Annotated in this window: 23 protein-coding genes and 1 tRNA gene (1 of these 24 only partly in view); 13 read left to right on the top strand and 11 right to left on the bottom strand. The window is 68.4% G+C overall.

Annotation, left to right across the window (positions count from 1 at the left end):
• Positions 1–137: the 5' portion of a rhomboid family intramembrane serine protease gene (locus tag BRESU_RS13685; RefSeq protein ID WP_050762512.1), read on the bottom strand. Its footprint begins 490 nt before the window's first position; only the first 137 of its 627 coding nucleotides appear in the window; the start codon lies at positions 135–137; the stop codon falls past the left edge of the window.
• A 325-nt stretch (positions 138–462) separates the two neighbouring features.
• On the opposite strand from BRESU_RS13685, the gene hfaA reads away from it, so the two are divergent.
• The 4 genes from hfaA to BRESU_RS13705 all read left to right on the top strand — a co-directional run bounded on the left by hfaA (position 463) and on the right by BRESU_RS13705 (position 6,102).
• Complete coding sequence (gene hfaA, locus BRESU_RS13690) at positions 463–897, top strand: holdfast anchoring protein HfaA (RefSeq protein WP_013270153.1); 435 nt, start codon at positions 463–465, stop codon at positions 895–897.
• On the top strand, positions 897–1,907 hold the full coding sequence (gene hfaB / locus BRESU_RS13695) for a holdfast anchoring protein HfaB (RefSeq protein ID WP_013270154.1): 1,011 nt from the start codon (positions 897–899) through the stop codon (positions 1,905–1,907). Before hfaA ends, hfaB begins: the two co-directional genes overlap by 1 nt.
• A complete protein-coding gene (gene hfaD, locus BRESU_RS13700; RefSeq protein ID WP_050762513.1) occupies positions 1,834–3,090 on the top strand; it encodes a holdfast anchor protein HfaD in 1,257 nt (418 codons plus the stop codon). The genes hfaB and hfaD overlap by 74 nt, the downstream gene beginning before the upstream one ends.
• 147 nt (positions 3,091–3,237) lie before the next feature.
• Positions 3,238–6,102 (top strand): M16 family metallopeptidase, encoded by a 2,865-nt coding sequence (locus BRESU_RS13705; protein WP_013270156.1) that lies wholly within the window; start codon positions 3,238–3,240, stop codon positions 6,100–6,102.
• 136 nt (positions 6,103–6,238) lie between these two features.
• Here BRESU_RS13705 and BRESU_RS13710 read toward each other — a convergent pair whose 3' ends face one another.
• Positions 6,239–7,153 (bottom strand): hypothetical protein, encoded by a 915-nt coding sequence (locus BRESU_RS13710; protein ID WP_013270157.1) that lies wholly within the window; start codon positions 7,151–7,153, stop codon positions 6,239–6,241.
• 154 nt (positions 7,154–7,307) lie between these two features.
• Here BRESU_RS13710 and BRESU_RS13715 point away from each other — a divergent pair, with 154 nt between their 5' ends.
• Positions 7,308–7,835, top strand: a complete 528-nt coding sequence (locus BRESU_RS13715; RefSeq protein ID WP_013270158.1) for a PAS domain-containing protein — start codon at positions 7,308–7,310, stop codon at positions 7,833–7,835.
• Here BRESU_RS13715 and BRESU_RS13720 read toward each other — a convergent pair.
• Complete coding sequence (locus tag BRESU_RS13720) at positions 7,832–8,359, bottom strand: gamma carbonic anhydrase family protein (protein WP_013270159.1); 528 nt, start codon at positions 8,357–8,359, stop codon at positions 7,832–7,834. The two genes, BRESU_RS13715 and BRESU_RS13720, sit on opposite strands and share 4 nt — an antisense overlap.
• 303 nt (positions 8,360–8,662) lie before the next feature.
• Here BRESU_RS13720 and BRESU_RS13725 point away from each other — a divergent pair, with 303 nt between their 5' ends.
• Positions 8,663–9,439, top strand: coding sequence for a PhoH family protein (locus BRESU_RS13725; RefSeq protein WP_013270160.1), 777 nt, complete (start codon positions 8,663–8,665; stop codon positions 9,437–9,439).
• Between the two features lie 919 nt (positions 9,440–10,358).
• Here BRESU_RS13725 and BRESU_RS13730 read toward each other — a convergent pair.
• The 3 genes from BRESU_RS13730 to BRESU_RS13740 form a co-directional block, all read right to left on the bottom strand.
• Complete coding sequence (locus BRESU_RS13730) at positions 10,359–10,763, bottom strand: DoxX family protein (RefSeq protein WP_013270161.1); 405 nt, start codon at positions 10,761–10,763, stop codon at positions 10,359–10,361.
• Positions 10,764–10,828: 65 nt separating this feature from the next.
• The gene (locus BRESU_RS13735) at positions 10,829–11,527 is read right to left on the bottom strand and encodes a pirin family protein (protein WP_013270162.1); all 699 of its coding nucleotides are present in this window, start codon (positions 11,525–11,527) and stop codon (positions 10,829–10,831) included.
• Between the two features lie 295 nt (positions 11,528–11,822).
• Positions 11,823–12,560: an SIMPL domain-containing protein gene (locus BRESU_RS13740; protein WP_013270163.1), complete on the bottom strand. Its 738-nt coding sequence runs from the start codon at positions 12,558–12,560 to the stop codon at positions 11,823–11,825.
• Positions 12,561–12,854: 294 nt separating this feature from the next.
• Between BRESU_RS13740 and BRESU_RS13745 the strand changes: the two genes are divergently transcribed.
• A tRNA-Ile gene (locus tag BRESU_RS13745) sits at positions 12,855–12,927 on the top strand.
• A gap of 70 nt (positions 12,928–12,997) precedes the next feature.
• Here the strand turns inward: BRESU_RS13745 and BRESU_RS13750 are convergent.
• The 3 genes from BRESU_RS13750 to BRESU_RS13760 all read right to left on the bottom strand — a co-directional run bounded on the left by BRESU_RS13750 (position 12,998) and on the right by BRESU_RS13760 (position 16,870).
• Positions 12,998–13,825, bottom strand: coding sequence for an outer membrane protein (locus tag BRESU_RS13750; protein ID WP_013270164.1), 828 nt, complete (start codon positions 13,823–13,825; stop codon positions 12,998–13,000).
• Positions 13,826–13,937: 112 nt separating this feature from the next.
• Entirely contained in the window at positions 13,938–15,395 is a 1,458-nt protein-coding gene (locus BRESU_RS13755; protein ID WP_013270165.1) for a right-handed parallel beta-helix repeat-containing protein, read from the bottom strand.
• A 14-nt stretch (positions 15,396–15,409) separates the two neighbouring features.
• Positions 15,410–16,870 (bottom strand): tetratricopeptide repeat protein, encoded by a 1,461-nt coding sequence (locus tag BRESU_RS13760; RefSeq protein ID WP_013270166.1) that lies wholly within the window; start codon positions 16,868–16,870, stop codon positions 15,410–15,412.
• 248 nt (positions 16,871–17,118) lie between these two features.
• Between BRESU_RS13760 and BRESU_RS13765 the strand changes: the two genes are divergently transcribed.
• The 6 genes from BRESU_RS13765 (at position 17,119) to BRESU_RS13790 (ending at position 22,793) form a co-directional block, all read left to right on the top strand.
• Positions 17,119–17,619, top strand: a complete 501-nt coding sequence (locus BRESU_RS13765; RefSeq protein WP_013270167.1) for a GAF domain-containing protein — start codon at positions 17,119–17,121, stop codon at positions 17,617–17,619.
• A complete protein-coding gene (locus BRESU_RS13770) occupies positions 17,616–18,293 on the top strand; it encodes an SDR family NAD(P)-dependent oxidoreductase (RefSeq protein WP_013270168.1) in 678 nt (225 codons plus the stop codon). The genes BRESU_RS13765 and BRESU_RS13770 overlap by 4 nt, the downstream gene beginning before the upstream one ends.
• Positions 18,293–19,129 (top strand): HpcH/HpaI aldolase/citrate lyase family protein, encoded by an 837-nt coding sequence (locus tag BRESU_RS13775; RefSeq protein ID WP_013270169.1) that lies wholly within the window; start codon positions 18,293–18,295, stop codon positions 19,127–19,129. Before BRESU_RS13770 ends, BRESU_RS13775 begins: the two co-directional genes overlap by 1 nt.
• A gap of 52 nt (positions 19,130–19,181) precedes the next feature.
• Entirely contained in the window at positions 19,182–21,239 is a 2,058-nt protein-coding gene (locus tag BRESU_RS13780; RefSeq protein ID WP_425358211.1) for a capsular polysaccharide biosynthesis protein, read from the top strand.
• 28 nt (positions 21,240–21,267) lie between these two features.
• Positions 21,268–22,416: a beta-ketoacyl-ACP synthase III gene (locus BRESU_RS13785; protein ID WP_013270171.1), complete on the top strand. Its 1,149-nt coding sequence runs from the start codon at positions 21,268–21,270 to the stop codon at positions 22,414–22,416.
• Between the two features lie 113 nt (positions 22,417–22,529).
• The gene (locus tag BRESU_RS13790) at positions 22,530–22,793 is read left to right on the top strand and encodes a hypothetical protein (RefSeq protein WP_013270172.1); all 264 of its coding nucleotides are present in this window, start codon (positions 22,530–22,532) and stop codon (positions 22,791–22,793) included.
• Between the two features lie 55 nt (positions 22,794–22,848).
• Here the strand turns inward: BRESU_RS13790 and BRESU_RS13795 are convergent, their stop codons facing one another.
• Entirely contained in the window at positions 22,849–23,376 is a 528-nt protein-coding gene (locus BRESU_RS13795) for a porin family protein (RefSeq protein WP_013270173.1), read from the bottom strand.
• A gap of 297 nt (positions 23,377–23,673) precedes the next feature.
• Positions 23,674–24,204 carry a porin family protein gene (locus BRESU_RS13800; protein WP_013270174.1) on the bottom strand — a complete coding sequence of 177 codons (531 nt, stop codon included), beginning with the start codon at positions 24,202–24,204 and terminating at the stop codon, positions 23,674–23,676.
• Between the last annotated feature and the right edge of the window lie 32 nt (positions 24,205–24,236).

Consider the following 24,236-nt stretch of genomic DNA (forward strand, 5'->3'; position numbering starts at 1 on the left):
CCCGCATAGCGCCCCTGGCTCAGGTCGATCGGCGCGAAGGACAGCTCCAGCCAATAGGTGTGGGCCCGGGCTTGGAAGAAATACAGCGCCGGCATGGAGGCGGCCAGCAGCACGGCCGGCAAGGGGGCATTGAACATGCGCTCGCGTTCGGGCGGCGGCTCAAGCGATCCCCAGGGAGATGAAGCGTTCGGGTCCGAGGGCGTATCGGCCTCCATTTAACGTTGCGCGCCGCCTTGCTGGGGGCCAGCTCAGGCTGCCGGTTGATGACCGACATCGCCATGACCCGCAATGCCGCAGGCGCGGCGCGGATCGATTTCGGGGCCTTTGCGCCCGGGCCGGCCCCTGGCTCCCGAGCCGGGTCGGCAAACGTGGGTCCTCCACAATCTCAAGCGGTTCTTAATAACCGTGACCCATTTTGGCACGAGAACCGCCCATCGCGGATCGTGTCGCGTGGAATATCGAATGGCCGTCAGACGTAAGATCCTAGCCGGCGGGGGCCTGGCCCTTGCCGTCATCGCTGCTCCGGCCCTCGCCCAGACGACGGGTTCGGGGGGTATGGCGTCGTTCCAGAACGGCTATGGTGGCGCGCGCCAGTCGGTCACCACGGCCCAGACAGGCTCGACCCGGGACCAGAACGGCAATCGCCTGATCGTCGATGGAATCATCCAGGCCGGCGCGTCGGCCTATTCCGCGCAGTCCGGCGGCGTCTCCCAGACCTGGTCGGGATCCGGCAACGCCAGCGGCGGTTCGGCCATCGGCGGCTCGACCGCGATCGGCAACAATCTGAACGTGGTGGTCCAGGGCAGCCACAACACGGTGATCGTCAACTCGCGTCAGACCAACACGGGCAATGTCAGTGCCCGGACGGACCTGACCGGCACCCTGACAGGCTTCTGATGAGAACGACCACCCTCTCCCGTCGATTGAAGATCGGCGGCGTCACGATGGCCGTGACCGCCCTGCTCGGGGCCTGCGTCAGCCCTGTGGCAGGCCCCAACGGACGTTACGCGACGCCGATCGGCAATGCGCCGGTGACCGCGAACCCGACCCCCTATTCCTCGGCCCTGTATTGCCTCGCCGACTATGCCAGGCGCTACAACCTGCCCTCGCCGCGCATGGCGGTCGGCCGGATCAGCGACTATACCGGCACTGTGTCGTCGGACGGCGGACGCCAGGTAACCGGCGGGGCCTCCCTGATGGCCTTCAGCGCCCTGGCCAAGTCCGGGGCCCAGATGGTCGAGCGCTACGACACCTCGATCTCCGAAATGGAACTGCGCTACGCCAACAACCGTCTGATCGGCGACCAGGGCGGCACGCCGGAGGACCCGAACTATCGCCGCATCCTTGCCGGCCAGGTGCCGGGCTCGGACTTCTACCTCGTCGGCGGCATCACCGAGGTGAACTACAACATCCGCTCTGCCGGCTTCGACGCCGGCGTGGGCGAAACCGACACGGACGTCCCGGGCTCCGGCATCCTGCAGGGCAAGGTGTTCGTGATGAACATCGCCATCGACCTGCGCCTGGTCCAGACGACCACGCTCGAGGTCGTCGATGTCGTCTCGTATCAAAAGCAGATCATCGGCCGGGAGATCTCGGCCGGGGTGTTCGACTTCCTGAACGGCAATGTCTTCGACATCTCGGCCGGGACCGGCGGGATGGAGCCGGTCCAGCTGGCTGTCCGTGCCCTGATTGAACGGGCCACGGTCGAGTTCATGGCCAACCTGTACGGCGCGCCGGGCCCCGAGGTCTGCCTGAATGCCTCAAACGACCCGCTGAATACGGTGGGACCGACCGGGGGCTATTACCCCGCCTACGACAACACGGGAACGAACAATGGCCAGACCCGCGCCGATCCGTCTCGCTGGAACGATCGCCGCGACAGCGCTGTGCGTCGCAGCCGCTACTAGCGCTTTCGCCCGGACCCCGCCCCAGGACGGTGTCATCGTCCTGAACAACCAGCTGCGCCTGGGCGACGTCATCGCCGGCCAGACGCTGAACGTCGAGGGGGCCTCTGACGAAGTGGGGGCAACCACCTCCGCCTCGGGCAATATCGTGTCTGCCACCGCCCAGGACCGCGACATCCAGGTGAGTTCGACCCAGACGTCGAACGGCGACGTCCGCTCGACCACGACCCTGAATCTGGACGGCGATCTGGAAGGCCCGGTCAACGCCACCACCCAGTCGCGCGGCAACTATCTGGCCGCGGCCGCCTATGGCGGCGATGTCGCGATCGAGGCCACACAGGACGTCGGTCCCTCGGAGATCACCGCCGGCTCGACCCTGAACGGTCCGACCGCGCGACTGCTGGGCGGCGCTTCGATCGGCGTCACCGCCATCGGCAACACGGCCTCCATGGCCGCCAGCGCCTCGCATGTCTCGGGCACCGTGATCCAGCGTTCGGAGGCGGGCGTCCGCGCCGAAAACTTCGCCGAAACCCAGTACATCCCGGCGACGGCCGAGTTCATCAGCCAGTCGATCGCCAACACGACCGCCCTGAACTCGGGCCTCGCGTCCAGCCAGAACCTGACCATCCGCCAGCGCTCGGCGGGCGATGCGGTCACAGCCTCGACCAGCGCCAATGCCGCCAATGCCTGGGACCTGGCCGGGCGCGCCCGCGCCACCGCAAACCAGACCCTGCTGTACAACGACGGCGGCTCGGTCGTCGCCACCACCGACCAGTCGAACCTGTCCCAGGTCCGTGCCTCCGCCACCGTCACCAGCTACGACTGGGGCGGCGCGGTCGCCGTCGCGGCGGGCACCGGCAACGAAGTGGTCGCCGGCAACAACGACATCTATCTCGAGATCGACAACAGCCAGGTAAACTCCGGCGGAATCGAGGTCACCGCCGAGTTCGCCGGCACGAACGGCTATGACGCCTATGTTTCGGCGGACGCGGTCGGAAACGCCGTGACCGGCTATGTCTGCTCGACCTGCCAGGGCAATCTGATCGCTACCAATAGCCAGACCAACTCCGGCCCCGTCTCGGCCACGTCGACGACGACCATCAACGGCACGGGCCGGACCATTGCCTCCAGCGCGACGGCCGTCGGGAACACAGCGACCTTCTATGTGTCGCGTCCGGGATCCTGACCTGCGACCGAACAACCGTCTGACGTAAAGTTCACTTTACAGCTCCGCGAGATTGAGGAAGGCTGGGCGTCGGGGCGATCCGATCCCCTGTCCGACTCACATCCGGGCCGCGCTTCCATGGCGGCCCCGCCTTCGCCTGGAGCCGTCATGACCCCTCGCCGCCTTCTGCTTGCCGCTGTATCCGGCCTCGCCCTTCTGGCTGGACCGCTGTCCGGTGCCGCGCTGGCCCAGACGGCCGCAACGGCCCAGCCCTCTGATCCGTGGCCCCAGGCCGCCAGCGACATCCCGGCCGATCCAGCCGTCCGCTTCGGGCAACTGCCGAACGGCATGCGCTATGCCATCCTGCGCAACGCCACTCCGCCCGGCCAGGCCTCGCTGCGTCTGCGGATCGACGCCGGATCGCTGATGGAGAATGAGGACCAGCTGGGTCTGGCCCACTTCATGGAACACATGGCCTTCAACGGCACGACCAATATCCCCGAGAACGAGCTGCTGCGGATTCTGGAGCGCCTGGGCCTGGCGTTCGGGGCCGACACCAATGCCGCCACCAGCTGGGACCAGACCTTCTACCAGCTGGAACTGCCCCGCACGAACGATGAGACGGTCGACACGGGCCTCCGGATCATGCGCGAGCAGGTGTCAGAGGCCTTGATGGAGGCCGACGACATCGATGCCGAACGCGGTGTTATCGAGGGTGAGGAGCGCACGCGCAACACCCCCGGCCTGCGCTCGGCCAAGGCCCAGTTCGCCCTGCTGGCTCCGGGTCAGCGGGTCTCCCAACGGTTCCCGATCGGCGATCTCGAGGTCATCCGCACCGCGCCTCGGCAGCGCTTCGTCGATTTCTACAACGCCTACTACAGGCCGTCCCGGGCGACGATGTTCGCCGTCGGCGACTTCGACGTCGACGTGATGGAGCAGAAGATCCGGTCCGCCTTCGAAGGCTGGGAGCCCAAGGCCCCCGACGGTCCCGAGCCGGATCTGGGTCAGGTCGCCCCGCGCGAGGAAGAGACCCGCATCCTGGTCGAGCCGGGCGTGCAGTCGTCGGTCCAGTTGAACTGGGTCGCCAACCCGGACCGGGATCCCGACACTGTCGCGGAGCGTCGCTCGCGAATCCTGCGTGGCCTGGGCCTGGCGGTCCTCAACCGTCGCTTGGGCGAGATCGCCCGCGCGGACAACCCGCCCTTCATCGCCGCCGGTGCCTCGAGCAACACCCTGTTCGACAGCATCGACATCTCGACCCTGACGGCCAACTTCAATCCCGGCGGCCTGCAGCGCGCGCTGGAGACGGCAGAGCAGGAGCAGCGTCGCCTGATCCAGTTCGGCGTGACCGAGGCCGAACTGCAGCGTGAGATCACCGACACCCGGACCAGCCTCGAAAATGCCGTCGCAGCCGCGGCGACCCGTTCGACGCCCGGACTGGTCAATGGCCTTCTGACGGCCACCAATGACGACCGCGTCTTCTCGACGCCTCAGACGAACCTGGAAATCTTCAACGCCGCCGTTGACGGTCTGACGCCGGCCCAGGTCGACGCGGCGGTCAAGCCGGTGTTCGAAGGCCAGGGCCCGCTGGCGCTCGTCGTGACGCCGGAAGAGATCGAGGGCGGGGAAGCGGCCGTCACCGCCATGCTTCAGGCCTCGGAGGCCACAGCAGTCACGGCCCGCGTCGCACAGGCCGCCGCCGAATGGCCCTATGCGAGCTTCGGCACGCCCGCCCAGCCCACGGAACGCCGAGAGCTGACCGAGGTCGGCGCCACCCTGGTCACCTTCGCCAACGGCACGACGCTCGTGGTCAAGCCGACCACGTTCCGCGACGAGCAGATCCTGATGACGGTCCGGACCGGCATCGGCGAGCTCGGCATGCCGACCAACCAGGTCCAGGCCCAGACCCTGGCCGGCTTCACCTTCGCGGCCGGTGGTCTCGGCAAGCTGACGGCCGACGAGCTGGCCCGCGTTCTCAGCGGCCGGATCTTCGGAGCCAGTTTCTCGACCGACGGCGATGCGTATCAGCTGGCGGGCGCGACACGGCCGCAGGATCTCGCGCTGGAGATGCAGCTGCTGACCGCCTACCTGACCGACCCCGGCCTGCGTCCGGCACCGTTCGAGCAGATCAAGGCCGTCTTCCCGCAGATCATCGCCCAGCAGTCGGCCACGCCCGGCGGGGCCTTCGCCATCCAGTCCAGTGGCCTGCTGGCTTCGGGCGACGCGCGTCAGACCTTCCCGACGGCCGAACAGGTCGCGGGCTTCACCAACGATCAGCTCAAGGCACAGGTCACCAGCGGTCTGTCGCAGGGTCCGATCAGCGTGGTCATGGTCGGCGACGTGACGGTGGACGACGCCATCGCGGCCGTCGGTTCGACCCTCGCGGCCCTGCCGGCCCGTCCGGCCGCACCCGCACCGCTTCCCGGCTCAGACGCGCTTCGCTTCCCGGCGGGTACGTCGACCCCGGTGGCCCTGACCCACAACGGCCCGCCGGAACAGGCGCTCGGCTACATCGCTTGGCCGACGACCGACCAGATCGCCGATCGCACCGAGGCGCGCACCGTCGGGATTCTGGCCGACGTCATGGAGCTTCGGGTTCTGGACGAGATTCGCGAGCGTCAGGCCTTGGCCTATTCGCCCGGCGTCGAGTCCAGCGCATCGGAGGTCTACCCCGGCTACGGCTCGATCTTCGTCAACGCCCAGACGACGCCCGAAAATCTCGGTGCCTATTTCACAGCGATCGACGTCATCGCCGCCTCGCTGCGTGACACGCCGATCGACGAGGACGAGCTGAACCGGGCCCGGGCCCCCACCATCGAGGCCCTGCGTCGCAGCCAGGCCGGGAACGAGTACTGGCTGGGCCAACTGGAGGACGTCGCCGCCCGTCCGGAGACGATCCAGCAGACCCTGACCCACATCAGCGATCTGGAAGCCCTGACCCCCGCCGACATCCAGGCGGCGGCCCGCAAATATCTGGTGCCCGAGAAGGCGTGGCGGGCGCAGGTCACCTCGGCCAACGCGGCCGCGCAATAGACCGAAAAAGGGCCCCGGGGCTTTCGCTCCGGGGCCTTTCAGTCTTCTCAGGATCGTCGGCGATGAACCCGACGGTCGATCTCTACGCGACCCGCCCTGCGCACAGGCTGAACGGGCCGTTGTCCGGCATTCAGGCTCAGAACACCCGACCGCCGACGCCGCCGTCCAGCATCATCGACGCCCCGGTGATCGAGATGCCCTGCGCCTGGACGACCTCTTCGCGGTATTCGGTGTAGATTTCTTCCTTGACCCAGACGAGCACCTTGATGCCCGCCCCATAGCGGCGCAGCAGCGAGCGTTCGTTGCAGTCACGTTCCACCAGTTGGGTCTTGCAGCGCAGGTCCCCGGCCCGGTCGCGCCACAGGGCCTCGCCCTTCTGGCAGGCGAAGGTCTGGCCGCCCTCGAAACTGACCTGCCCGGTCCATTCCGACCAGGTGACCTGCAGGCGGGTGCCGGCGATGCAGCGGTAAAGTTCGCCTTCATAGCCGTCGTAGACATCACGGCCACCCGTGACCTGGGATGCCGGGTGCGGGACGTCGCGGTCGTCGATGCAGAAGGCCTGGATCACGACGCGCTTTTCCCAGCGCCGGCGAGCTTCGTAGGGCACGCGGATGACCTGGGCGACGGCCCCGGCCTCGACGTTCAGCCCCTGGATCACGGTCGGATAGGGCTGTTCGACGCTGAAGTAGGCCCCGCCTCCCCCGCCGCCACGGACATTGCCGTAGCTGTTCAGGCGGGCGTTGATGCCGGCGCGCGCGGCCGCCGTTGCACCGGCGTTGGCGTTCGCATTGGCATTGACGTTCACGTTGACGTTGATGTCGCCGCCATACGGCGGATAGCCCGGCGGCGGCGGCGGGGTGCAGCAGTCCGGCGGCGGCGGCGGCGGGGGTGGCGGGGGCGGCGGCTGGCACGATCCGCACGGGGGCGGAGGCGGAGGCGTACAGCCCGAACTGCATTGCGCCGAGGCCGGTCCGGCCAGGCTGAACAGGGCCATGGTGCCCGTGAAGGCCCCTGCCACCACCGGCAGCCAGATCTTGATCGCCACCCGCATGGGCCAGGCTCCTGAAGATTCCATCGCCGGCCCCAACGAAACGCGGGCCGGTCCAAGGGACCATCTGCGGGCAAAACCCTTGCGTTTCCATTGCCAAGGCGTCTTTCCGTATCCTGGCCCATCGATTGCGCCTCGTCCTTCGAAGGCGAGGCGCATGTTCCATCCCGGCACACAGACCCTGATCGACCACTGGGCCGCCCTGCCCGCCGCAGGCCCGATTCCGCCCCGCGCGCGCTTCGAGCCGATGCGACTGGGCCGGCTGGTGCCGCAGCTCTTCACCGCCGACCGTTCGCCCGACGGCGCGACCTTCCGCCTGGCCGGGGCCTGGATCGAGACCCTGCACGGCCGGCCCATGCGCGGCGTGAGCTGGCTTGACCTGTGGGCTCCCGAAAGCCGGGCGCTGGTGGCCGCGGCGCTCGTCCAGACCTTCCGCGAAGCCCGCCCGGTCGTCATGGTGGCCGAAGCCGCCCGCCTGCGCGGCGTGCTCGAGATCGTCATCGCCCCCCTGCGCGGACCGGACGGCGAGGCCGACCGGCTGCTGGGCCTCTATCAGTCCGCCCAGGAGCAGGAACGCCGCCGCGAGGCGGTCGGGCCGCTCAGCGCCCGCCTGTCGGTCGGCGTCGGCGTGGCAGGACGCCCCCCGCTGACCCTGGCCGCCATCGACGGACGGCGTATCGCCTAGACCTCGGTCAGGCCCTGCGCATACCGCTTCCAGTTCTGCACATAGTGGTCGGCCGAGGCGGCCAGCGCCGCGATCTGACCCTCGTCCAGCGACCGGACGACCTTGCCCGGCTGGCCCATGACCAGCGACCCGTCGGGAATGACCTTGCCCTCGGTGATCAGGGCATTGGCGCCGATCAGGCAGTTCTTCCCGATCACCGCGCGGCCCAGCACGACCGCGCCGATGCCGATCAGGGTGTTGTCGCCGATGGTGCAGCTGTGAAGCATGGCCATATGCCCGACCGTGACGTTGTCCCCGATGGTCAGCGGCTCGCCCGGGTCGGAATGCAGGACGCTGCCGTCCTGGATGTTGGTGTTGCGGCCGATCGTGATCGGATCGTTGTCGCCCCGCACGGTGACGCCAAACCAGACGCTGGCGCCCGACCGCAGAATCACGTCTCCAATGACCACAGCATTGTCCGCGATCCAGTATTCGCCCTCGGGCGGCAGCTGCGGTTTCTTGTCCGCCAGCGAATAGATCGTCATGGAACCATCACCTTATCTCAAGCAAATGAGGGCTTTAAGCCTTCGTAAACCACGTTAGCATCAATGTGTTGATGCGATTCGTGGCCGCCATTTCGGCCCCGGATCAGAAGCCGGATCAACCCCGGTCCGGTCAGAGCCCTGGAGAGCGTGCGTGACGCGTTCGGGTATGCGGCGGGTCTTCCCGCTGGATGTGGGATACATCTCCGACCCCGGACGGCCTGTCGGCGCTCTCTGTTTCCTCCCCACCCTCGATCGAGGCGATGCCATTCCGGCGTCGCCTTTTTTCATGTCTCGGAGCCTGCCATGACCAAGCGCGCCGCCCTGAAACGTCAATCCCGTGAAGGTGGAGCCTTCGACGGCCCCGACTATGGCCAGGACGCCAAGGTGCGCCGGCTGCCCACACCGCAGAGCCGGGGGGCCTGGTCGCCGCATCCGTCCAACGACGATCGCGAGCAGGGCTATCTGAAGACGCTGAAGCCCAAGTCCGAGGGACAGGCCCAGCTGCTGAACGCCATCGACACCCACAACCTGACCCTGGCGCTCGGCCCGGCAGGCACGGGCAAGACCTATCTGGCGGTAGCCAAGGCGGTCGAGGCGCTGGAGGCCGGCAAGGTCGGCCGCATCGTGCTGAGCCGTCCCGCCGTCGAGGCCGGCGAATCGATCGGCTTCCTGCCCGGGGCCATGGAGGACAAGCTGGCCCCCTATCTGCGCCCGCTCTACGACGCCCTGTCGGACCGGCTGTCGATGAAGCGGGTCGGGGCCCTGATGGCCGAAGGCCTGATCGAGATCGCCCCGGTCGGCTATATGCGCGGGCGCACGCTGAACAACGCCTTCATCGTCATCGACGAGGCCCAGAACTGCACCTACGTGCAGCTGAAAATGCTGCTGACGCGGCTGGGCTGGCATTCCAACATGGTGGTGACGGGCGATCCGGGCCAGACGGACCTGCTGCCGTCGCTGTCGGGCCTGGCGGACATCGCCACCCGGCTGGAGGCGGTGCCGGAGATCGCGGTCGTGCGTCTGGCCGAGGGCGACATCGTCCGGCATCCGCTGGTGGCGAGCATGATCGGGGTGCTGTGAATTCCGGCCGGTCATCGATGACTCCCTGCGGATGATTGTGAGGCCGGTGTTCTCCGCCCCGTTGCGAAGCAATGGGGCTGCGGGCGGCTTGTATACGAGCCGTCCTCAGGCACGGCGCGGCTTCGCGCCGTGACGGAGGGGGCGAGACGGTGCCTGGGGTGAGGGCTTCGGGTGCTCGCCGGTCGAGACCCGGTCGCCCCCTCCGTCTGCTCGCAAGGGCTCGCAGCCACCTCCCCATCCTTCGGACGGGGAGGAGACGTGACCCATCGCTCTTCCGCTGTGAACGGGTCGGGGAAGCGGCGGAGCCAGGGCGATCTCGCCCGGGACCGTGACGACCGCCGTCGCCGACGGCCGCCTGTAGAAGAGTTTCGGCGTGGTCGCCTTGGCTCCGCTCGACCGGTTTTCGCAAGCGTTCGGGGGCGGGATGTCTTGTGTCGGGCAACGCCGGGGGCCTCTTCCCCGACGCCTTGGTCCTGTCCCGATTTGTCCCTTTCCGAGTCTTAGCCCACGACAGGCGACGACGCCCAGTGCGCCGCCGGACCCGGGGTTTCGCCCCGGCATGCCCTGCGATCGACCCCGCCGCGCGTCCGGGTCCTGGGCCCAGGACGCCTTCCCCTCGCAACGGGACGGCAAAAGGATAAACGCGTTTCCGATGCAGGCGCGTCCGGACGCTGCCTGTGAGGATCGGGCGTTGATCGGATTGGGGAATTCGAGGCCAGCGCGGACAACTCGACGGTGGGGAGCGGACACTTGGGCCCTTTTCCCTCCCCCTCGGGGGAGGCAGGTCGCGCAGCGACCGGGTGGGGGCTGCAAGGCAAGGCCGCGCCGACCTAGGTCTGGCTCGCCTTGCCCGCCCCACCCGGTCTCCGCTGCGCTCCGACCACCCTCCCCGATCGGGGAGGGACATCAATCTTCAGTTCTACCGCCGGCGCGCGCCGTCCAGGCTCCACGCGCCGGGGCCGGACGTGACCAGGTAGAGGAAGATGAAGCAGAACAGGATGGCCGCGTCGCCGCCGTTCACCGCCGGGTACAGCGAACCGGGGGCGTGAAACATCCAGTAGGCCACGGCCATCATGCCCGACAGGATGAAGGCCGTCGGACGGGTGAACAGGCCCAGGGTGATCAGCAGCCCGCCGACCACCTCCAGAACACCGCCCACGCCCATCAGCGAGGCGATGGCCTGCCGGCCCGGCTCGGCGCCGTCGGGAAAGCCGAACAGCTTGATGACGCCGTGGGCCAGGAAGGTCAGGCCCGTGACGATTCGCAGGACGGCCAGGCCGCGGGGCTGCCAGGAAGAGATGGAGGCGGCAGTATAGGTGGCCATGCGTTTCGATCCTGAGTCAGAGAAAGGGTCCGTCCGACGGTAGGCCGGACGGACCGATTGGCAACCTAGGCCGCGTCGACCAGGACGATTTCCGCGTCGTTGACGGCGGTCACCGTCAGGGTGTCCTCGCCCGTGATGGCCGCGCCGTCGCGGGCATTCAGGCGGACGCCATTGACCTCGACCTCGCCCCTGGCCGGGACCAGATAGCCCCGGCGGCTGGCGCCGAGCGGATAGGTCGCGCTTTCGCCCGCCTTCAGGGTCGCGCCGACGATACGGGCATCGGTGCGGATCGGCAGGGCGTCATTGTCCCCCTCGAAGCCCGAGGCCAGCACGACGAACTGTCCCGCGCGGTCGCCCTTGGGAAAGGGCTTGGCGCCCCAGGCCGGGGCCTCGCCGCGCTTCGTCGGCTCGATCCAGATCTGGAAGATGCGGGTCAGGGTCGGCTCGGCGTTGTATTCGGCGTGGCGGATGCCGGTGCCGGCGCTCATCACCTGGACGTCGCCGGCCTCGGTGCGGCCCTTGTTGCCCAGGCTGTCCTCATGGGTGATCGCCCCTTCGCGGACATAGGTGATGATCTCCATGTCCGAGTGCGGGTGCGGCGGAAAGCCGGACCCGGCGGCGATCTCGTCGTCGTTCCAGACGCGCAGATTGCCCCAGCTCATGCGCTTGGGATCATAGTAGTTGGCGAAGGAGAAATGGTGTTTGGCGTTCAGCCAGCCGTGGTTGGCTCCACCCAGGCTCTCGAACGGTCTGCGCTCGATCATCGTCGTGTCTCCGGCCGCGGGACGTCCCGCAGCGCTGTTGCGTGGACGCTAACATAGGATGGCCGGAGAGAACTGCAACAGTTGTGGTGATGAATAGCGTCTCCTCCCCGTTCGCGAAGGCGAATGGGGAGGTGGCTCGGCGCGGAGCGGCGAGACGGAGGGGGCGACCCGCTGTCTGAAGTGAGGGCCGGCGGGTGCTCGCCTGTTCCCACCGAGTCGCCCCCTCCGTCCCTTCGCTGATCGCGAGGGGACACCTCCCCATCGCCCTTCGGCGATGGGGAGGAGACCGAAGGACTCACCGCCCCAGATCGTAGGTCCCGGTGATGTCGATGCGGACGGCCAGCTGGCCGGCGGCGACGGGCGTCGAGTCGCTTTCGGCCATCTGCATGCGGGCCGCATACATCGGCATCGGCTGGGGCGGCTGGTAGCCTCCCCCCTCGTTCAGGGTGCGGACGGCACCGAGCTCGACCCCCAGGGCCTGGGCATACAGGCGGGCCTTGTCCTGAAGGGCCCGGACGGCCAGGACGCGGGCCTGATCCTCGGCGGCCTTGGGATCCTTCAGGCCGAAGGCGATGCCGTCGATCTGGTTGACCCCGGCCGAGACCACGGCGTCGGCGGTGGTGCCGACCTTCGTCAGGTCCATGATGTTGACCGTGACGCGGTTCGACGCCTGGTAGCCGCGCAGTTTCGGCGGCTCGTTCTGGACGTAGTCATACTGCGGCGACAGGTTCAGGCCCGAGGTCTGGATGTCCCGGTCGGCGATCCCCGCGCGGCCGAGGGCGGCGAAGACCTCCTGCATGCGCCGGGCGTTGTCGGCCATGGCGGCCTGCGCCGTCGGCGCCTCGGTCATGACGCCGAAGGTGATGGTGGCCATGTCGGGCGCAACCTTCACCTCGCCATAGGCCGACAGGTTCAGCGCGGGCGCGGCGGTCATGGCATGCATCTCCATCGGAGCCGATTGTGCGAGGGCGGCCGGCGCGGACAGGCCGACGAGGGCGGCGCCCAACATCAGGGCGGGAAGGGAGCGGGTCATGGATAGCCTCATCGAGAACGATTCCTGGGACGGTCCTCAGTTCTCTGCGAGGACCGTGGTGGAACCTTGGCCTTGAACGCCTGAACAGGGGGCGGGTCCCATCGGCAGAAACCGTTCATCTGCATGACATCGGCGCAAGGTGATGGCGCGCATCGGCGCGCTGCCGCCAATGCGCTGCGTCTCGCTGCTTGAGCGTGGGCATCCTTCGCACGCTACCGCTCGACGCGCGGCGTCTCGCTGCTTGAGCGTGGACTTTCCCCGATGTGCGGCCCCTGCTAGGCGATGCCGTTCGGCGGGCGCGTAGCTCAATGGTTAGAGCCGACCGCTCATAACGGTCTGGTTGGGGGTTCGAGTCCCTCCGCGCCTACCGAGCTCCAGACGGCAAAAGGCCCGGCCTGCGAACAGACCGGGCCCATGTTTCCTGCGAATGCCGTGGCCTAGAAGCGCCAGGCCCCCGTGATGCGGAACGCGTGCAGTTCGACCTTGTCGCTGGAGCGACGCTGGTCGGTGCCCGCGGCATTGACCAGCAGGAAGGGGTTCGAGGTCGGCGGCGCGGTGCCCGGGCCCGTCCGGACGGTCAGCGGATCGGCGTCGATGTCGGTGTAGAGATATTCGAGACCCACGCTGAAGTTCGACGTGACCCGGGTTTCGATGCCGCCGCCCAGCTGATAGCCGTCGGCGTCCTGGCTCTGGGTCGTCGGCGTGAAGCTGTTGGCGGTGTTCGAGGTGGAGTATTTGTCCTCGATCTGGGCGCTGGCATAGCCGCCGGTGACGTATGGCAGGTAGCGGCCATAGGCGAGACCCAGGCGGAAACGGGCGCCGAACAGGTGCTGGACCTCGCGCTTGAAGGCATAGTTGGCCGGCGTCGTCGAGAAGGCGCTGACCGAGTCCTGCGGATTGACCTTGCTGAAGTCGGCGACGATCCCGACCACGACCGGACCGGTCTGGAAATCGTAGCCGGCACGCGCGCCGAACTCGCCCGATCCGTCATCGTCGTCCCGGCAGCCTGCGCCGGCGTTGTTGCCCTGGGGCCGGCCGTCGCAGAAGCCCGGCGAGAAGGCGTTGGCGGGTGCCGTCGTATTGACCGTGTCGCCGAAGCGTCCGTCCAGGTTGGTGTCGAAGAGGATGGTTTCGTCCTCGTCCTGCACCTGGTGCTGATAGCCGGCGAAGCCACCGGCATAGAACCCTTGCCAGTCCTGGGCGGAGGCAGAGCCGGCGGCCAGGGCGAGGGCGGAAACGCCGAGAGCGGCGAAGGTCTTCAACATTTTGCACATCCTTGCGGGGGCCACGACGGGCCTGACAAGGCGAACTACGAAGACGCCCCCGGTTCGGACGCAGTCCCGCCGCAGTCCTGACCGGACTGTGGCGAAAGGACCGTCAGCGCCAGCGGCGGCGGCCCTCGCGCCAGCGGTCATCGCCGTAGGGGGACGGCTGATCCACATACTGGCCCTGGCCCGTGTACCAGCCGTAGCCCTGCTGGAACCGGTCGTATCCGGTCGGGCTGTAGGCATAGTCGTCGTAGGGATCGCCGTAGGACCCGTCCATGTCGTCCCACCATTCGCGCGGATAGGCGCTGCGCTGGCACTCGTAGCCCTGGCCGCCCTGGGCCCAGTAGGGCGCGTAGCGATCCCGATAGACCGGCCGATAGGTCGGGCGGCACAGGCTGTCGGACCAGACGCGATTGCCGCTGGCGGTAAGCTGGGCGCGGTACTCCTGCTGGAACACCGCGGTGACGCCGACGAAGCTGTTGTCGGTGACGACGGCGCGACCCGAAGCGATGGCGACCCCCACCGTATCGGCCCGCACGCGGCTGTTGGTCAGGCTGAGCTCGCCATTGTAGAGCACCACGCCCTTGTCGGACTTGCAGATCTTGGATCCGTCGATGGTGACCGACGCCCCCTCGATGGCCACGCCCTCGACATAGCCGCAGACCTTGGTGTTCGAAATTTCGACCCGGCCATAGTCCCGGCGCGACCGGACGGAGATGCCGAGGGAGCGCGGGCCGTAGTTGTTGGGGCTCTCGACCCCGGCCAGGGTGGTCGACTGGATCCGCGAGGGATCGCCGGCGCCGGGGGTCAGCTCGATGCCGGACTGGGCTCCCGTGACCACCGTCTCCCAGGTCGTCAGGGTCGCGCCGTCGGCGACGATGGCCGGGGCGATGGTCCGGGCGTCGATGACGACGTCGCGCAGGTCCACCAGTCCCCCGTCGGACAGGATGGCCGCCTCGTCGCCCGAATGGCGGATGCCCGCGCGGCTCATGATGACCTGGCCGCCGTAGTTGACGATACAGGCCGCGTCGCCGCCCCGGGGCGATGCCAGGACGAGGTCGCGGATCTCGAGCCGCACCCCTGCCGAAACCGTGATGCAGGGCAGGCCGTCGGGGGCCTGCAGGCTGGCGGACGGGTTCTCGTTCCAGCGGCGCGGGTCGAACCCGCCCTCGCCGATGATGGTCAGGGGCTTGTCGACATTGAGCCAGCCGACGCAGGCCCCGCCGCGGGCCCGGATCACCAGGGTGCCGCCGGGACGAACCCGGTGGACCGCCGCCTCCACCGCGCCGGTGCCGGGATTTCCGCCGCAGTCGACGAGCACGATCTCTTCGGAGCCGTTCGGCCGGTAGACCGGCGGGGGTGCGCCGTTCCAGCCGGGGTAGCGATCGCCGTAAGACCAGCGCCGATGCGTGCGCGGCCGGCTGCGCTGGCCGGACGGGGGATCCAGCAACAGGCCGAAGTTGGGGCGCGTCTGGCTTTCGACGCGGGCCGCGGTCTGGGCCGACACCTCGGGGGGCACCGAAAGCGTCAGGGCCAGGGCGGAGGCGGCGAGAATAAGCGTTTTCATGTGTTCAGCCCCTCCTAACGGCGCTGCGAGCGGGAAACCTGGGACAGGACGGCCTGGAGACGGGAGGCGGAGGGGCCGAAGCCCGCCAGCGCCGAATCGATGCGGGACGCCACGGCCTCGGCCTTGTCCTGGTCGGCGACCCCGGCGACGCCGAGCGCGAAATAGGTCGAGATGGCGAACTTGGCCTCCGGCGACCCCTGTCTGTCGGCCTGCGAGTACCAGTGGAAGGCGCGGGCGTAGTCGGTGGGGACGCCGATGCCTTCGGAATACATCACAGCCAGCACCAGCTGGGCCTCGGACGAGCCGTTGACGGCGGCCAGCTGGATGGCGCGGACCATCTCCAGATACGAGAGCCGCGATTCCATGTCGTGGCCCAGCATGGCCTCCAGCGACTGGATCTGCCGGGCCGACAGGTCGTTGGGGGCCGACGCCACGGTCTCGGTGACGCCGAGATAGCGGAGCGCCCGCCCGACGTGGATGAACGGCAGCTCGGTCATGCGGCCGAGGGCATATTCGTAGGCGTCGCCCCGCGGCCGGCTCTCGTCCGAGAAGGGGACGCCCGAGGCCGGCGCATCGTTGGGATAGAACTCGAACGGCGGGACCCACTGGCGGGCCTTGGCCTCCACGAAGGCCCCGTACCGGGACCGGTTCGGCGACGACCGCTCGAAGTCCTTGAGCAGGACATAGGACCCCACGTCGCCCGTCTGGGTCGCCAGGTAGTTGTAGAGATAGGCGTCGACGTCGTTGCGGGGGAACAGGGCGGCGGCCGAGTAGTAGCCGCCCCTACCCTGCCCGGCGCCGTTGCCGCGCCCGACCGCCTCGCGCGCCTCGCGGTTGTCGGACGGCTCGCCATAGGGGCCGTAGAGGACATCGTGCAGCCGGGCCAGGGTGCGGAAGCCCTCGGCGTCCTGGGTCGACAGCACATAGATCATGCGATCGCGAACGGCGGCCTGTTCGTCGATGGTCATCTGGGCCAGCTGCCGGTCCAGCCGCTGATAGGCGACGTGGCGTTCCCAGGCGCGGCAGTCGTCGTAGCGCGAGGCGGGGCGGAAACCGCCCCAGCCGCCCCGGTTGACGCGGTTGATCGGCGCGTAGCCTTCGTCGTTGGCGAGCGCCAGACCGGTCCAGACCGCGCTTTCGATCGGGTCCTCGATGTTCTTGTCGGTGGCGCGAATGGCGGCGTAGCGGGAGCCGAGCTCCAGCTGGGCAAAGAAATCGCCCCGAAACGCCTCGCGCCTCAGCAGGCGCAGGCCCGCTTCCTGGGCATTGAACTCCGGGCCGGTGATCGATTGCGGGCGGGGGCACTGGTTGGCGGCCGCGCTGTCGCTGCGACGCCAGAAGGCCGCGCCATTGTCCCCGCAGGCGGCCAGTGTCCCGGCGGTCAAAGCCAGGACCACGATGGCCGCGGCCGGCCCGCCGACGCGGCGGCGTCGGCGGTCGTCAGGGCTCGCATCGCCATCGCGCACTACTCTCATCCCGTTCCCCGAAGGCCGATCCACACTCTGGCTGCGTTAACCATTTCCGAAACCAGCGTTCTGGTCCAGTCATGGTTAACGGCGTTCGGTGACAAAGCGTTGCCGTAGACCGGCAGAAATATGGCGCGGCCAAGCTTCGTCCACAGAAAACAGCGGTTTACCCCGGAAGCACGGTCGCGGCCTCGCGCTGGCGACGTCGGCGATCTATATCCACCCGCTCCTGTTCCGATCCTCCATGGCCCGATCCGATGTCCTATGTCGCCCGTAACGACCGTCCGACGGACAAGGCCGCGGCCTATCTGGAGATCGAATCGGAAATCCTGGCGGTGCTGGACGGGGAGCCGGATCGCGTGGCGCGCATGGCCACGGTCGCCTCGATGCTGGCGGATGCCTTTGGCGACTACTTCTGGACCGGCTTCTACGTCGTCGATCCCCACCGGGAGCGCGAACTGGTCGTGGGCCCCTATCAGGGCACGCTGGGATGCCTGCGGATCGCCTTCGGCCGGGGCGTCTGCGGCACGGCCGCGGACACGCGCCAGACCCAGATCGTCAAGGACGTGCATGCCTTTCCCGGCCACATCGCCTGCGACGGTCGATCGGAAAGCGAGATCGTGGTGCCGGTGTTCGGACCGGCCGGCGAACTGATCGCCGTCTTTGACGTGGACGCGACGTCCAAGGCGGCCTTCGATACGGTGGACGCCGAGGCGCTGGAACGGCTGATGGCCAAGGTTTTCGGAGCAGACGCATGAACGAACGGGTGGTGGTGGTCACGGGCGGGCACGGCGTGCTGGGCCGGGCCGTCGTCGAGGCGGCGCTGTCGCGGGGCCTCAAGGTCGCGCTGATCGACCACGCGAGCGGCGAGGCGGCCCCCGACGGCGCGCTGGAGATCGCGGGCGTGGACCTGACCGATGCCGCCGCCGCTCAATCGGCGATGACGCAGGTGATCGACCGTTTCGGACGCATCGATGCGGTGCTGAACATCGCCGGAGGCTTCGTCTGGCAGAAGACGGATGACGACACGCCGGCCTGGGACCGGATGTTCGCCCTGAACCTGACCACCGCCCTGAACGCCAGCCGGGCCGCCCTGCCCCATCTGAAGGGCTCGGCCGACGGGCGGATCGTCAATGTCGGGTCTGCGGCCGCGCTGAAGGCCGGCGCGGGCATGGGGGCCTATGCGGCGTCGAAGTCGGCGGTCCACAGCCTGACTCAGGCCCTGGCCGAGGAACTGAAATCGACGTCGGTGACGGTCAACGCCGTCCTGCCCTCGATCATCGACACCCCGGCGAACCGGGCGGACATGCCGGACGCGAATCCCGCGACCTGGGTCGCCCCTGCCGATCTGGCGCAGGTGATCCTGTTCCTCGCCTCGCCCGACAGCCGGGCGATGACGGGGGCCCTGGTGCCGGTGACCGGGCGGGTCTGATGGTCACGCTGGTCCGCAGCGTCCTGTTCCTGCCGGCCTCCAACGCACGGGCCATCGAGAAGGCGCGAGGGCTGGACTGCGACCTGGCCGTGCTGGACCTGGAGGACGCGGTCGCGCCGGAGATGAAGGCCGAGGCGCGGGCGGCGGCGGTCGAGGCCGTACGCGCGGGCGGGTTTCGCGGTCAGGTCGGCGTGCGCGTCAACGCCTTGGGCACCGAATGGGGCGAGGCCGATCTGGCCGCGCTGGCGGGGCTACGCCTCGACTGGATTGTGGCCCCCAAGGTCGAGGAGGCCGGCACAGTCGACGCCTATGAGGCCCGGATGGGCGAGGCCGTGCGGCTGTTCGCGATGATCGAGACGCCCCGGGCGCTGCTCGGTCTGGCCCAGATCGCGGCGGCGGGCGGTCCCCTGAGGGCGCTGATGCTGGGCGTCAACGATCTGGCCAAGGCGCTGGGCACGGGACCGTCGCCGGACCGCGAGCCGATGAAGCCGTGGCTGAGCGCCATCGTGGCCGCGGCCAGGGCGCATGATCTTCTGGCCATCGACGGCGTGTTCAACCGGCTGGACGACGCGGAGGGTCTGGCCGCCGAGTGCGGCCAGGCGCGGCTTTACGGCTTCGACGGCAAGAGCCTGATCCATCCGAACCAGATCGCCGCGGCGCACGTCGCCTTTTCGCCCGGCCCGGCCGAGGTGGCGGAGGCGCAGGCCATCGTCGCGGCCTTCGCGGCACCCGAGGCCGCCGCACGTGGCGCGATCCGCGTGAACGGGGCCATGGTCGAACGCCTGCACCTGGCGCAGGCACAGGCCTTGCTGGACCGCGCGGCGGTGTGTGGGTAGGTACGCGGCTTCGCCCGCGTGTCGCGGCCGATGAACGGGCCATCCGCTGAAAGTGCCTGAGTTGCAAACACCCCCCCTTCGTCGCACCTGGGTCTGTTCGCCCGGCATATGGGACGTCCGGTTCCTGAAGACCTTCCTCGACGACCTGTCGCTGCGGGCCAGCCCGCTGGCACCGGTCGAGGCCATCGTCGGCTGGGGGCTGAAACCGTCGTCGAGAAGCGGGCGAAAGCGCGCGGCGCGGACGGGCCTACCCTATCTGGCGCTCGAGGACGGCTTCCTTCGCTCCATCGGCCTCGGCGAGACGGGGGCGGCATCGGTCAGCCTGATCGTCGACGACCTGGGCATCTACTACGACGCGACGCGGCCCTCGCGGCTGGAGCGGTGGATCGAGACGGCCCCCGACTGGTGCGACGCTGCGATGCGCACCCGGGCCCGGGCGCTGATCGACCGGATCGTCGAGACCGGGATCTCAAAGACCAATATGGGCGGGCCGCTGGACCGGGCGATCCTGCAGGACCGGCCCCGTATCCTGCTGGTCGACCAGACAGCCGGGGATGCCTCCATCGCCTGCGGCCTGGCCGGACCGCACAGCTTCGCGACCATGGTCGCCACCGCGAAGGCCGAACACCCGGAGGCCCAGCTGATCGTCAAACGCCACCCGGCGGTGGCGGCGGGCCGGAAGAAGGGCTGTATCGCCGAGGCCGACCTGACCGGCACCACCCTTCTGGACGCCGACGTGAGCCCGGCCGATCTGCTGGACGAGGTCGACCAGGTCTGGTGCGTGACGTCGGCCCTGGGGTTCGAGGCCGTGATGCGGGGACTGCCCGTGCGGTGTTTCGGGGCGGCCTTCTATTCCGGCTGGGGGCTGACCACCGACGAGGTCGTCACCGGGCGGCGGGGCGTCGCCCGCGATATCGAGACGGTCGTGGCCGCCGCCATGATCCAGTACACCCGCTACGTCGATCCGGTCACCGGGCGTCGATGCGAGGTCGAGACGGCGCTGGAACGGCTGGTCGCCCTGCGCGGCCGGGCCGAGCGCCTCGCCGGGTACTGGGCCGGGGTGGGGTTCTCGCCCGCCAAGCGTCCCCCCATCCGCCGATTGCTGAACGGCCCCCGCACGCGGCTGCGCTACTTCGGCAATCCGGCCACCGCCGAGCGGAAGGCGCAGGCCAAGTCGGGTCGGCTGATCTACTGGGCCGGCAAGGAAACGCCCGCGATCGCGGCGATGGCGGCGGCGACCGTCGTGCCGGTGGTGCGGATGGAGGACGGGTTCATCCGTTCGCGCGGGCTGGGATCGGACTTCTTCGGAGCGCTGAGCGTCGCCCTGGACGACCAGGGCGTCTATTACGATCCGACCCGTCCGTCGCGTCTGGAGACCCTGATCGAGGAGGGTCGGCAGGACGCGGCGACACTGGCCCGGGCGGCGCGTCTGCGGGCCCGCGTGGTCGAGGCCGGGCTGTCGAAATACAATCTGTCGGGCGGAACGGCGCGACCGGACTGGCCGGCGGACCGCCGGAAAGTTCTGGTCGTCGGTCAGGTCGAGAACGACAAGTCGATCCTGAAGGGCTGCGGCGACATCCGCACCAACTCGGGGCTGGTGGCGGCGGCGCGGGCGGACTTCCCGGACGCCTTCCTGATCTATCGCAACCATCCCGACGTGATGAGCGGGAACCGGCCGGGGATGCTGGATGCCTCGGCGATCGAGGCGGTCGATGCGACGGCGGACGGTCTGGACATCGTCGACTGCCTGGACGCCTGCGACGTGCTGGCCACTCTGACCTCGCTGTCGGGGTTCGAGGCCCTGCTGCGGGGCAAGGCGGTGGCCACCTATGGACGGCCCTTCTACGGCGGCTGGGGCCTGACGACCGACGCCATGACCTTCGACCGGCGAACCCGGCGGGCCAGCCTGGACGCGCTGGTCGCCGCGGCTCTGATCGACTACCCGATCTATGTCACGCCGGTCGGCTGGCCGTGCGAGGCCGAGGATCTGGTCGAGGCCCTGATCGCGGCCCGCAACGACCCGCCGCCCGCCGCGCCCTCGAACCAGATCGCCCGCTGGTGGAAGGGCATCAACGCCAGTCTCGACCGGCGCGCGCCACCGGCCTATTGAGAGCGTCCCCAAAGGATACGCACGACCCGTGACCCACGCTGTTATCGCCGCCACCGGCCTGTTCACCCCCGAGCAGTCCATCTCCAACGCCGAACTGGTGGAGGCCTACAACGCCTGGGCCGAACGGTGGAATGCCGCCCACGCCGGCCAGATCGCCGAGGGCGACGTCGCCGCCCTGACCCCGTCGTCGGAGGCCTTCATCGAGAAGGCCTCGGGCATCAAGAGCCGGTTCGTGCTCGACAAGGCGGGCATCCTGGACCCCGAGCGCATGGCGCCCCATCTGGCCGAACGGTCCAACGACGAGCTGTCGATCATGGCCGAGATGGCGGTGAAGGCGGCCCGTCAGGCGATCGAGGCCTGGGGCAAGCCGGTTTCGGAGATCGGCGCGGTCCTGTGCGCGGCGTCGAACATGCCGCGCCCCTATCCGGCCCTGGCGGTCGAGATCCAGCAGGCGCTGGGGATCGAGGGCTTCGGGTTCGACATGAACGTGGCCTGTTCCTCGGCCACCTTCGGCATCAAGACGGCGGCCGACTTCATCGCCAACGACCCGTCCAAGGCCGTCCTGATGGTCAACCCGGAAGTCTGTTCGGCGCACCTGAACTTCACCGACCGCGACAGCCATTTCATCTTCGGCGACGTCTGTACCGCCGTGATCGTCGAGTCATCAGACACGGCGGGCCCGGGCGGCTGGGACATCCTGGGCACACGGCTGAAGACGGTCTTCTCCAACAACATCCGCAACAATTTCGGCTTCCTGAACCGCTGGGCGCAGGAGACGGGCGCGAAGGCCGGATCGGATCGCCCCGCCGGCCAGCAGGACGACAAGCTGTTCATCCAGCAGGGCCGCAAGGTCTTCAAGGACGTCGTGCCGATGGTGTCGGACATGATCGTGGACCACGCGGGCGACCTCGGTCTCGATCCAACCGCCCTGAAGCGGCTGTGGCTGCACCAGGCCAACATCAACATGAACTCGATGATCGGCCGCAAGGTGCTGGGCCGCGATCCGTCCGAGGCCGAGAACGTCATCATCCTGGACGAGTACGCCAACACCTCCTCGGCGGGCTCGATCATCGCCTTCCACCTGCACAATGACGGGTTCGAGGCGGGCGAGACGGGGCTGATCTGCAGCTTCGGCGCGGGCTATTCGGCGGGCACGGTGTTCGTCCGAAAACGCTGATCGATCCGCGGATCACAAACTGATGACCCATCGAACACCGGCATAGCTTGCACTTTGGGTTGCAGTCTGTGACCTATCGGCCACCACGACACCGAGCGGCACGGAGTCCACCGATGAACCAATCGCCCGCCAAATCCCCGAGTTTCCTGGAATCGCTGGCGCGTGACGTCGCCACGGTCCTGAAATCGCTCGGTGGATCGGCGCATCAGAATGTGGTGATCGACTGTGTCGCGGCGCTGAAGCGCCAACGCGGCGAGCCCGTCACGCATGACCTGCGCCAGGCCGTGGTCGAGGCGTTCGAGCGCTATTCGGACTGGTTTACCCGGCCTTTCGGCGACGGGTCGATGCGCTGGGCGCTGGTCGCCGAACCGGGCTGATCCGGCGGTCAGGCCGGAGGGCGAGGCAACAGCCCCACCCTCCCGCCCGATGGACCTAGAAGCGGCGGACCAGGCTCAGCGAATAGGCGTCCGCCTTGACGTCGCCCTCGCGGAAATCACGACGCGTCCAGTCGGCGCGAACGCCCGTATTGCCGCCGAGCGCCATCTCGGCACCGGCCCCGTAGTTCCAGCTGTCGCCGCCGATGTCGGTTTCCGACCCCGCGACCGTCCGCGTCAGTTCGGTGTGGCCGTAGCCGCCCCGGGCGAAGACGGAGAAGCGATCACCGACCGGGATCTTGCCGACCACATAGCCGGCGGCGTCCCACTGGTGCTCATTGGTGCCCTCGGCGCCGGCGATGTCGAACTTGTTGTCCTTGACCCCGATGGAGGCTTCGGTTTCCACGGCCAGCCAGGGCAGGACGTCGACGCCGAGACGGCCCGTGACAGCGCCCACCGACGGCGTGTCGCCCTCGAGGTGAGTATAGCCGAAGGTGCCGTATCCGCGCGGCTCGGACGCCGTCTGCGCCGCGGCGGGGACGGCAATCGCAGCAACAGCGGCGGCAGCGAGAAGTGTACGTATCATGGTCGTGTCCTTGTCATTTGCGAGCATTTGAATACCCGACGCCAACCCAGCGTGTCTTGTAAGCGGGCGTCAGGCTGCGAGGTTCCTGATGTCTGCACTGTATAGATGTCGGCTATTGCTCGACAGACACAGACAACGGTCTCTCAATATTGTCGATATTACAGCAGTACATTGTCGGGACGTAAGTCCAATACGGCTGGACGATCCGGGCCGGGGCAGCGGGCCATCTCCGGGCCGGGTGACCGAAGCAGACCTCTTCCTCCCCGAGCCTTCTGCGCGGGGAGGAGGTCCGAGGTCCTAGAAGCGGCGCACGTAGCTGACGCCGTAGGTGTCGATCTTGCCACCGTTATCGTCGGTAAAGTCGCGGCGCGTGATGTCGCCACGGATGCCGTTCACGCCGTCGAAGAAGTAGTTGGCGCCGACGCCGTAGTTGACGCTCTCGCCGTCTTCGCTGGCTTCGAAGCCGGCGATGTCCGCCTTGATCCGGGTCGTGCCGTAGCCGATGCGGCCGAACAGTTCGAGGTTCGGATTGATCGGCAGGTAGCCGACGGCATAGCCGGCCGCGTCGTAGTCCTGCTCGATCGAGCCGGTGACGCCGGCGACAGTGATGTCATCGTCGCGGACGCCGATCGAGGCTTCGCCTTCGAGGCCGAAGTTCGGATGCAGGCGCGCGTCGAGACGGCCCGTGATGGCCCCCAGGTCGGCGTTGTCGCCGTCGAGGTGCGTGTAGCCGACCGAGCCGGACCAGGCCGGGGTCTGGATGCTCTGCGCCGCGGCAGGCACAGCGAACAAGGTCAAAGCGGCGGTCGCGAGAAGAATGTTACGCATTGTTTCTTATACTCCTAGATGAGGGACCAATC

The organism is Brevundimonas subvibrioides ATCC 15264 (assembly GCF_000144605.1).
Lineage (GTDB): Bacteria > Pseudomonadota > Alphaproteobacteria > Caulobacterales > Caulobacteraceae > Brevundimonas > Brevundimonas subvibrioides.

What these genes read in the sequence shown, in the direction of transcription:
- hfaA (WP_013270153.1), top strand. Translation starts at nt 463, where the DNA reads ATGGCCGTCAGACGTAAGATCCTAGCCGGCGGGGGCCTGGCCCTTGCC.
- hfaB (WP_013270154.1), top strand. Translation starts at nt 897, where the DNA reads ATGAGAACGACCACCCTCTCCCGTCGATTGAAGATCGGCGGCGTCACG.
- hfaD (WP_050762513.1), top strand. Translation starts at nt 1,834, where the DNA reads ATGGCCAGACCCGCGCCGATCCGTCTCGCTGGAACGATCGCCGCGACA.
- BRESU_RS13705 (WP_013270156.1), top strand. Translation starts at nt 3,238, where the DNA reads ATGACCCCTCGCCGCCTTCTGCTTGCCGCTGTATCCGGCCTCGCCCTT.
- BRESU_RS13710 (WP_013270157.1), bottom strand. Translation starts at nt 7,153, where the DNA reads ATGCGGGTGGCGATCAAGATCTGGCTGCCGGTGGTGGCAGGGGCCTTC.
- BRESU_RS13715 (WP_013270158.1), top strand. Translation starts at nt 7,308, where the DNA reads ATGTTCCATCCCGGCACACAGACCCTGATCGACCACTGGGCCGCCCTG.
- BRESU_RS13720 (WP_013270159.1), bottom strand. Translation starts at nt 8,359, where the DNA reads ATGACGATCTATTCGCTGGCGGACAAGAAACCGCAGCTGCCGCCCGAG.
- BRESU_RS13725 (WP_013270160.1), top strand. Translation starts at nt 8,663, where the DNA reads ATGACCAAGCGCGCCGCCCTGAAACGTCAATCCCGTGAAGGTGGAGCC.
- BRESU_RS13730 (WP_013270161.1), bottom strand. Translation starts at nt 10,763, where the DNA reads ATGGCCACCTATACTGCCGCCTCCATCTCTTCCTGGCAGCCCCGCGGC.
- BRESU_RS13735 (WP_013270162.1), bottom strand. Translation starts at nt 11,527, where the DNA reads ATGATCGAGCGCAGACCGTTCGAGAGCCTGGGTGGAGCCAACCACGGC.
- BRESU_RS13740 (WP_013270163.1), bottom strand. Translation starts at nt 12,560, where the DNA reads ATGACCCGCTCCCTTCCCGCCCTGATGTTGGGCGCCGCCCTCGTCGGC.
- BRESU_RS13750 (WP_013270164.1), bottom strand. Translation starts at nt 13,825, where the DNA reads ATGTTGAAGACCTTCGCCGCTCTCGGCGTTTCCGCCCTCGCCCTGGCC.
- BRESU_RS13755 (WP_013270165.1), bottom strand. Translation starts at nt 15,395, where the DNA reads ATGAAAACGCTTATTCTCGCCGCCTCCGCCCTGGCCCTGACGCTTTCG.
- BRESU_RS13760 (WP_013270166.1), bottom strand. Translation starts at nt 16,870, where the DNA reads ATGAGAGTAGTGCGCGATGGCGATGCGAGCCCTGACGACCGCCGACGC.
- BRESU_RS13765 (WP_013270167.1), top strand. Translation starts at nt 17,119, where the DNA reads ATGTCCTATGTCGCCCGTAACGACCGTCCGACGGACAAGGCCGCGGCC.
- BRESU_RS13770 (WP_013270168.1), top strand. Translation starts at nt 17,616, where the DNA reads ATGAACGAACGGGTGGTGGTGGTCACGGGCGGGCACGGCGTGCTGGGC.
- BRESU_RS13775 (WP_013270169.1), top strand. Translation starts at nt 18,293, where the DNA reads ATGGTCACGCTGGTCCGCAGCGTCCTGTTCCTGCCGGCCTCCAACGCA.
- BRESU_RS13790 (WP_013270172.1), top strand. Translation starts at nt 22,530, where the DNA reads ATGAACCAATCGCCCGCCAAATCCCCGAGTTTCCTGGAATCGCTGGCG.
- BRESU_RS13795 (WP_013270173.1), bottom strand. Translation starts at nt 23,376, where the DNA reads ATGATACGTACACTTCTCGCTGCCGCCGCTGTTGCTGCGATTGCCGTC.
- BRESU_RS13800 (WP_013270174.1), bottom strand. Translation starts at nt 24,204, where the DNA reads ATGCGTAACATTCTTCTCGCGACCGCCGCTTTGACCTTGTTCGCTGTG.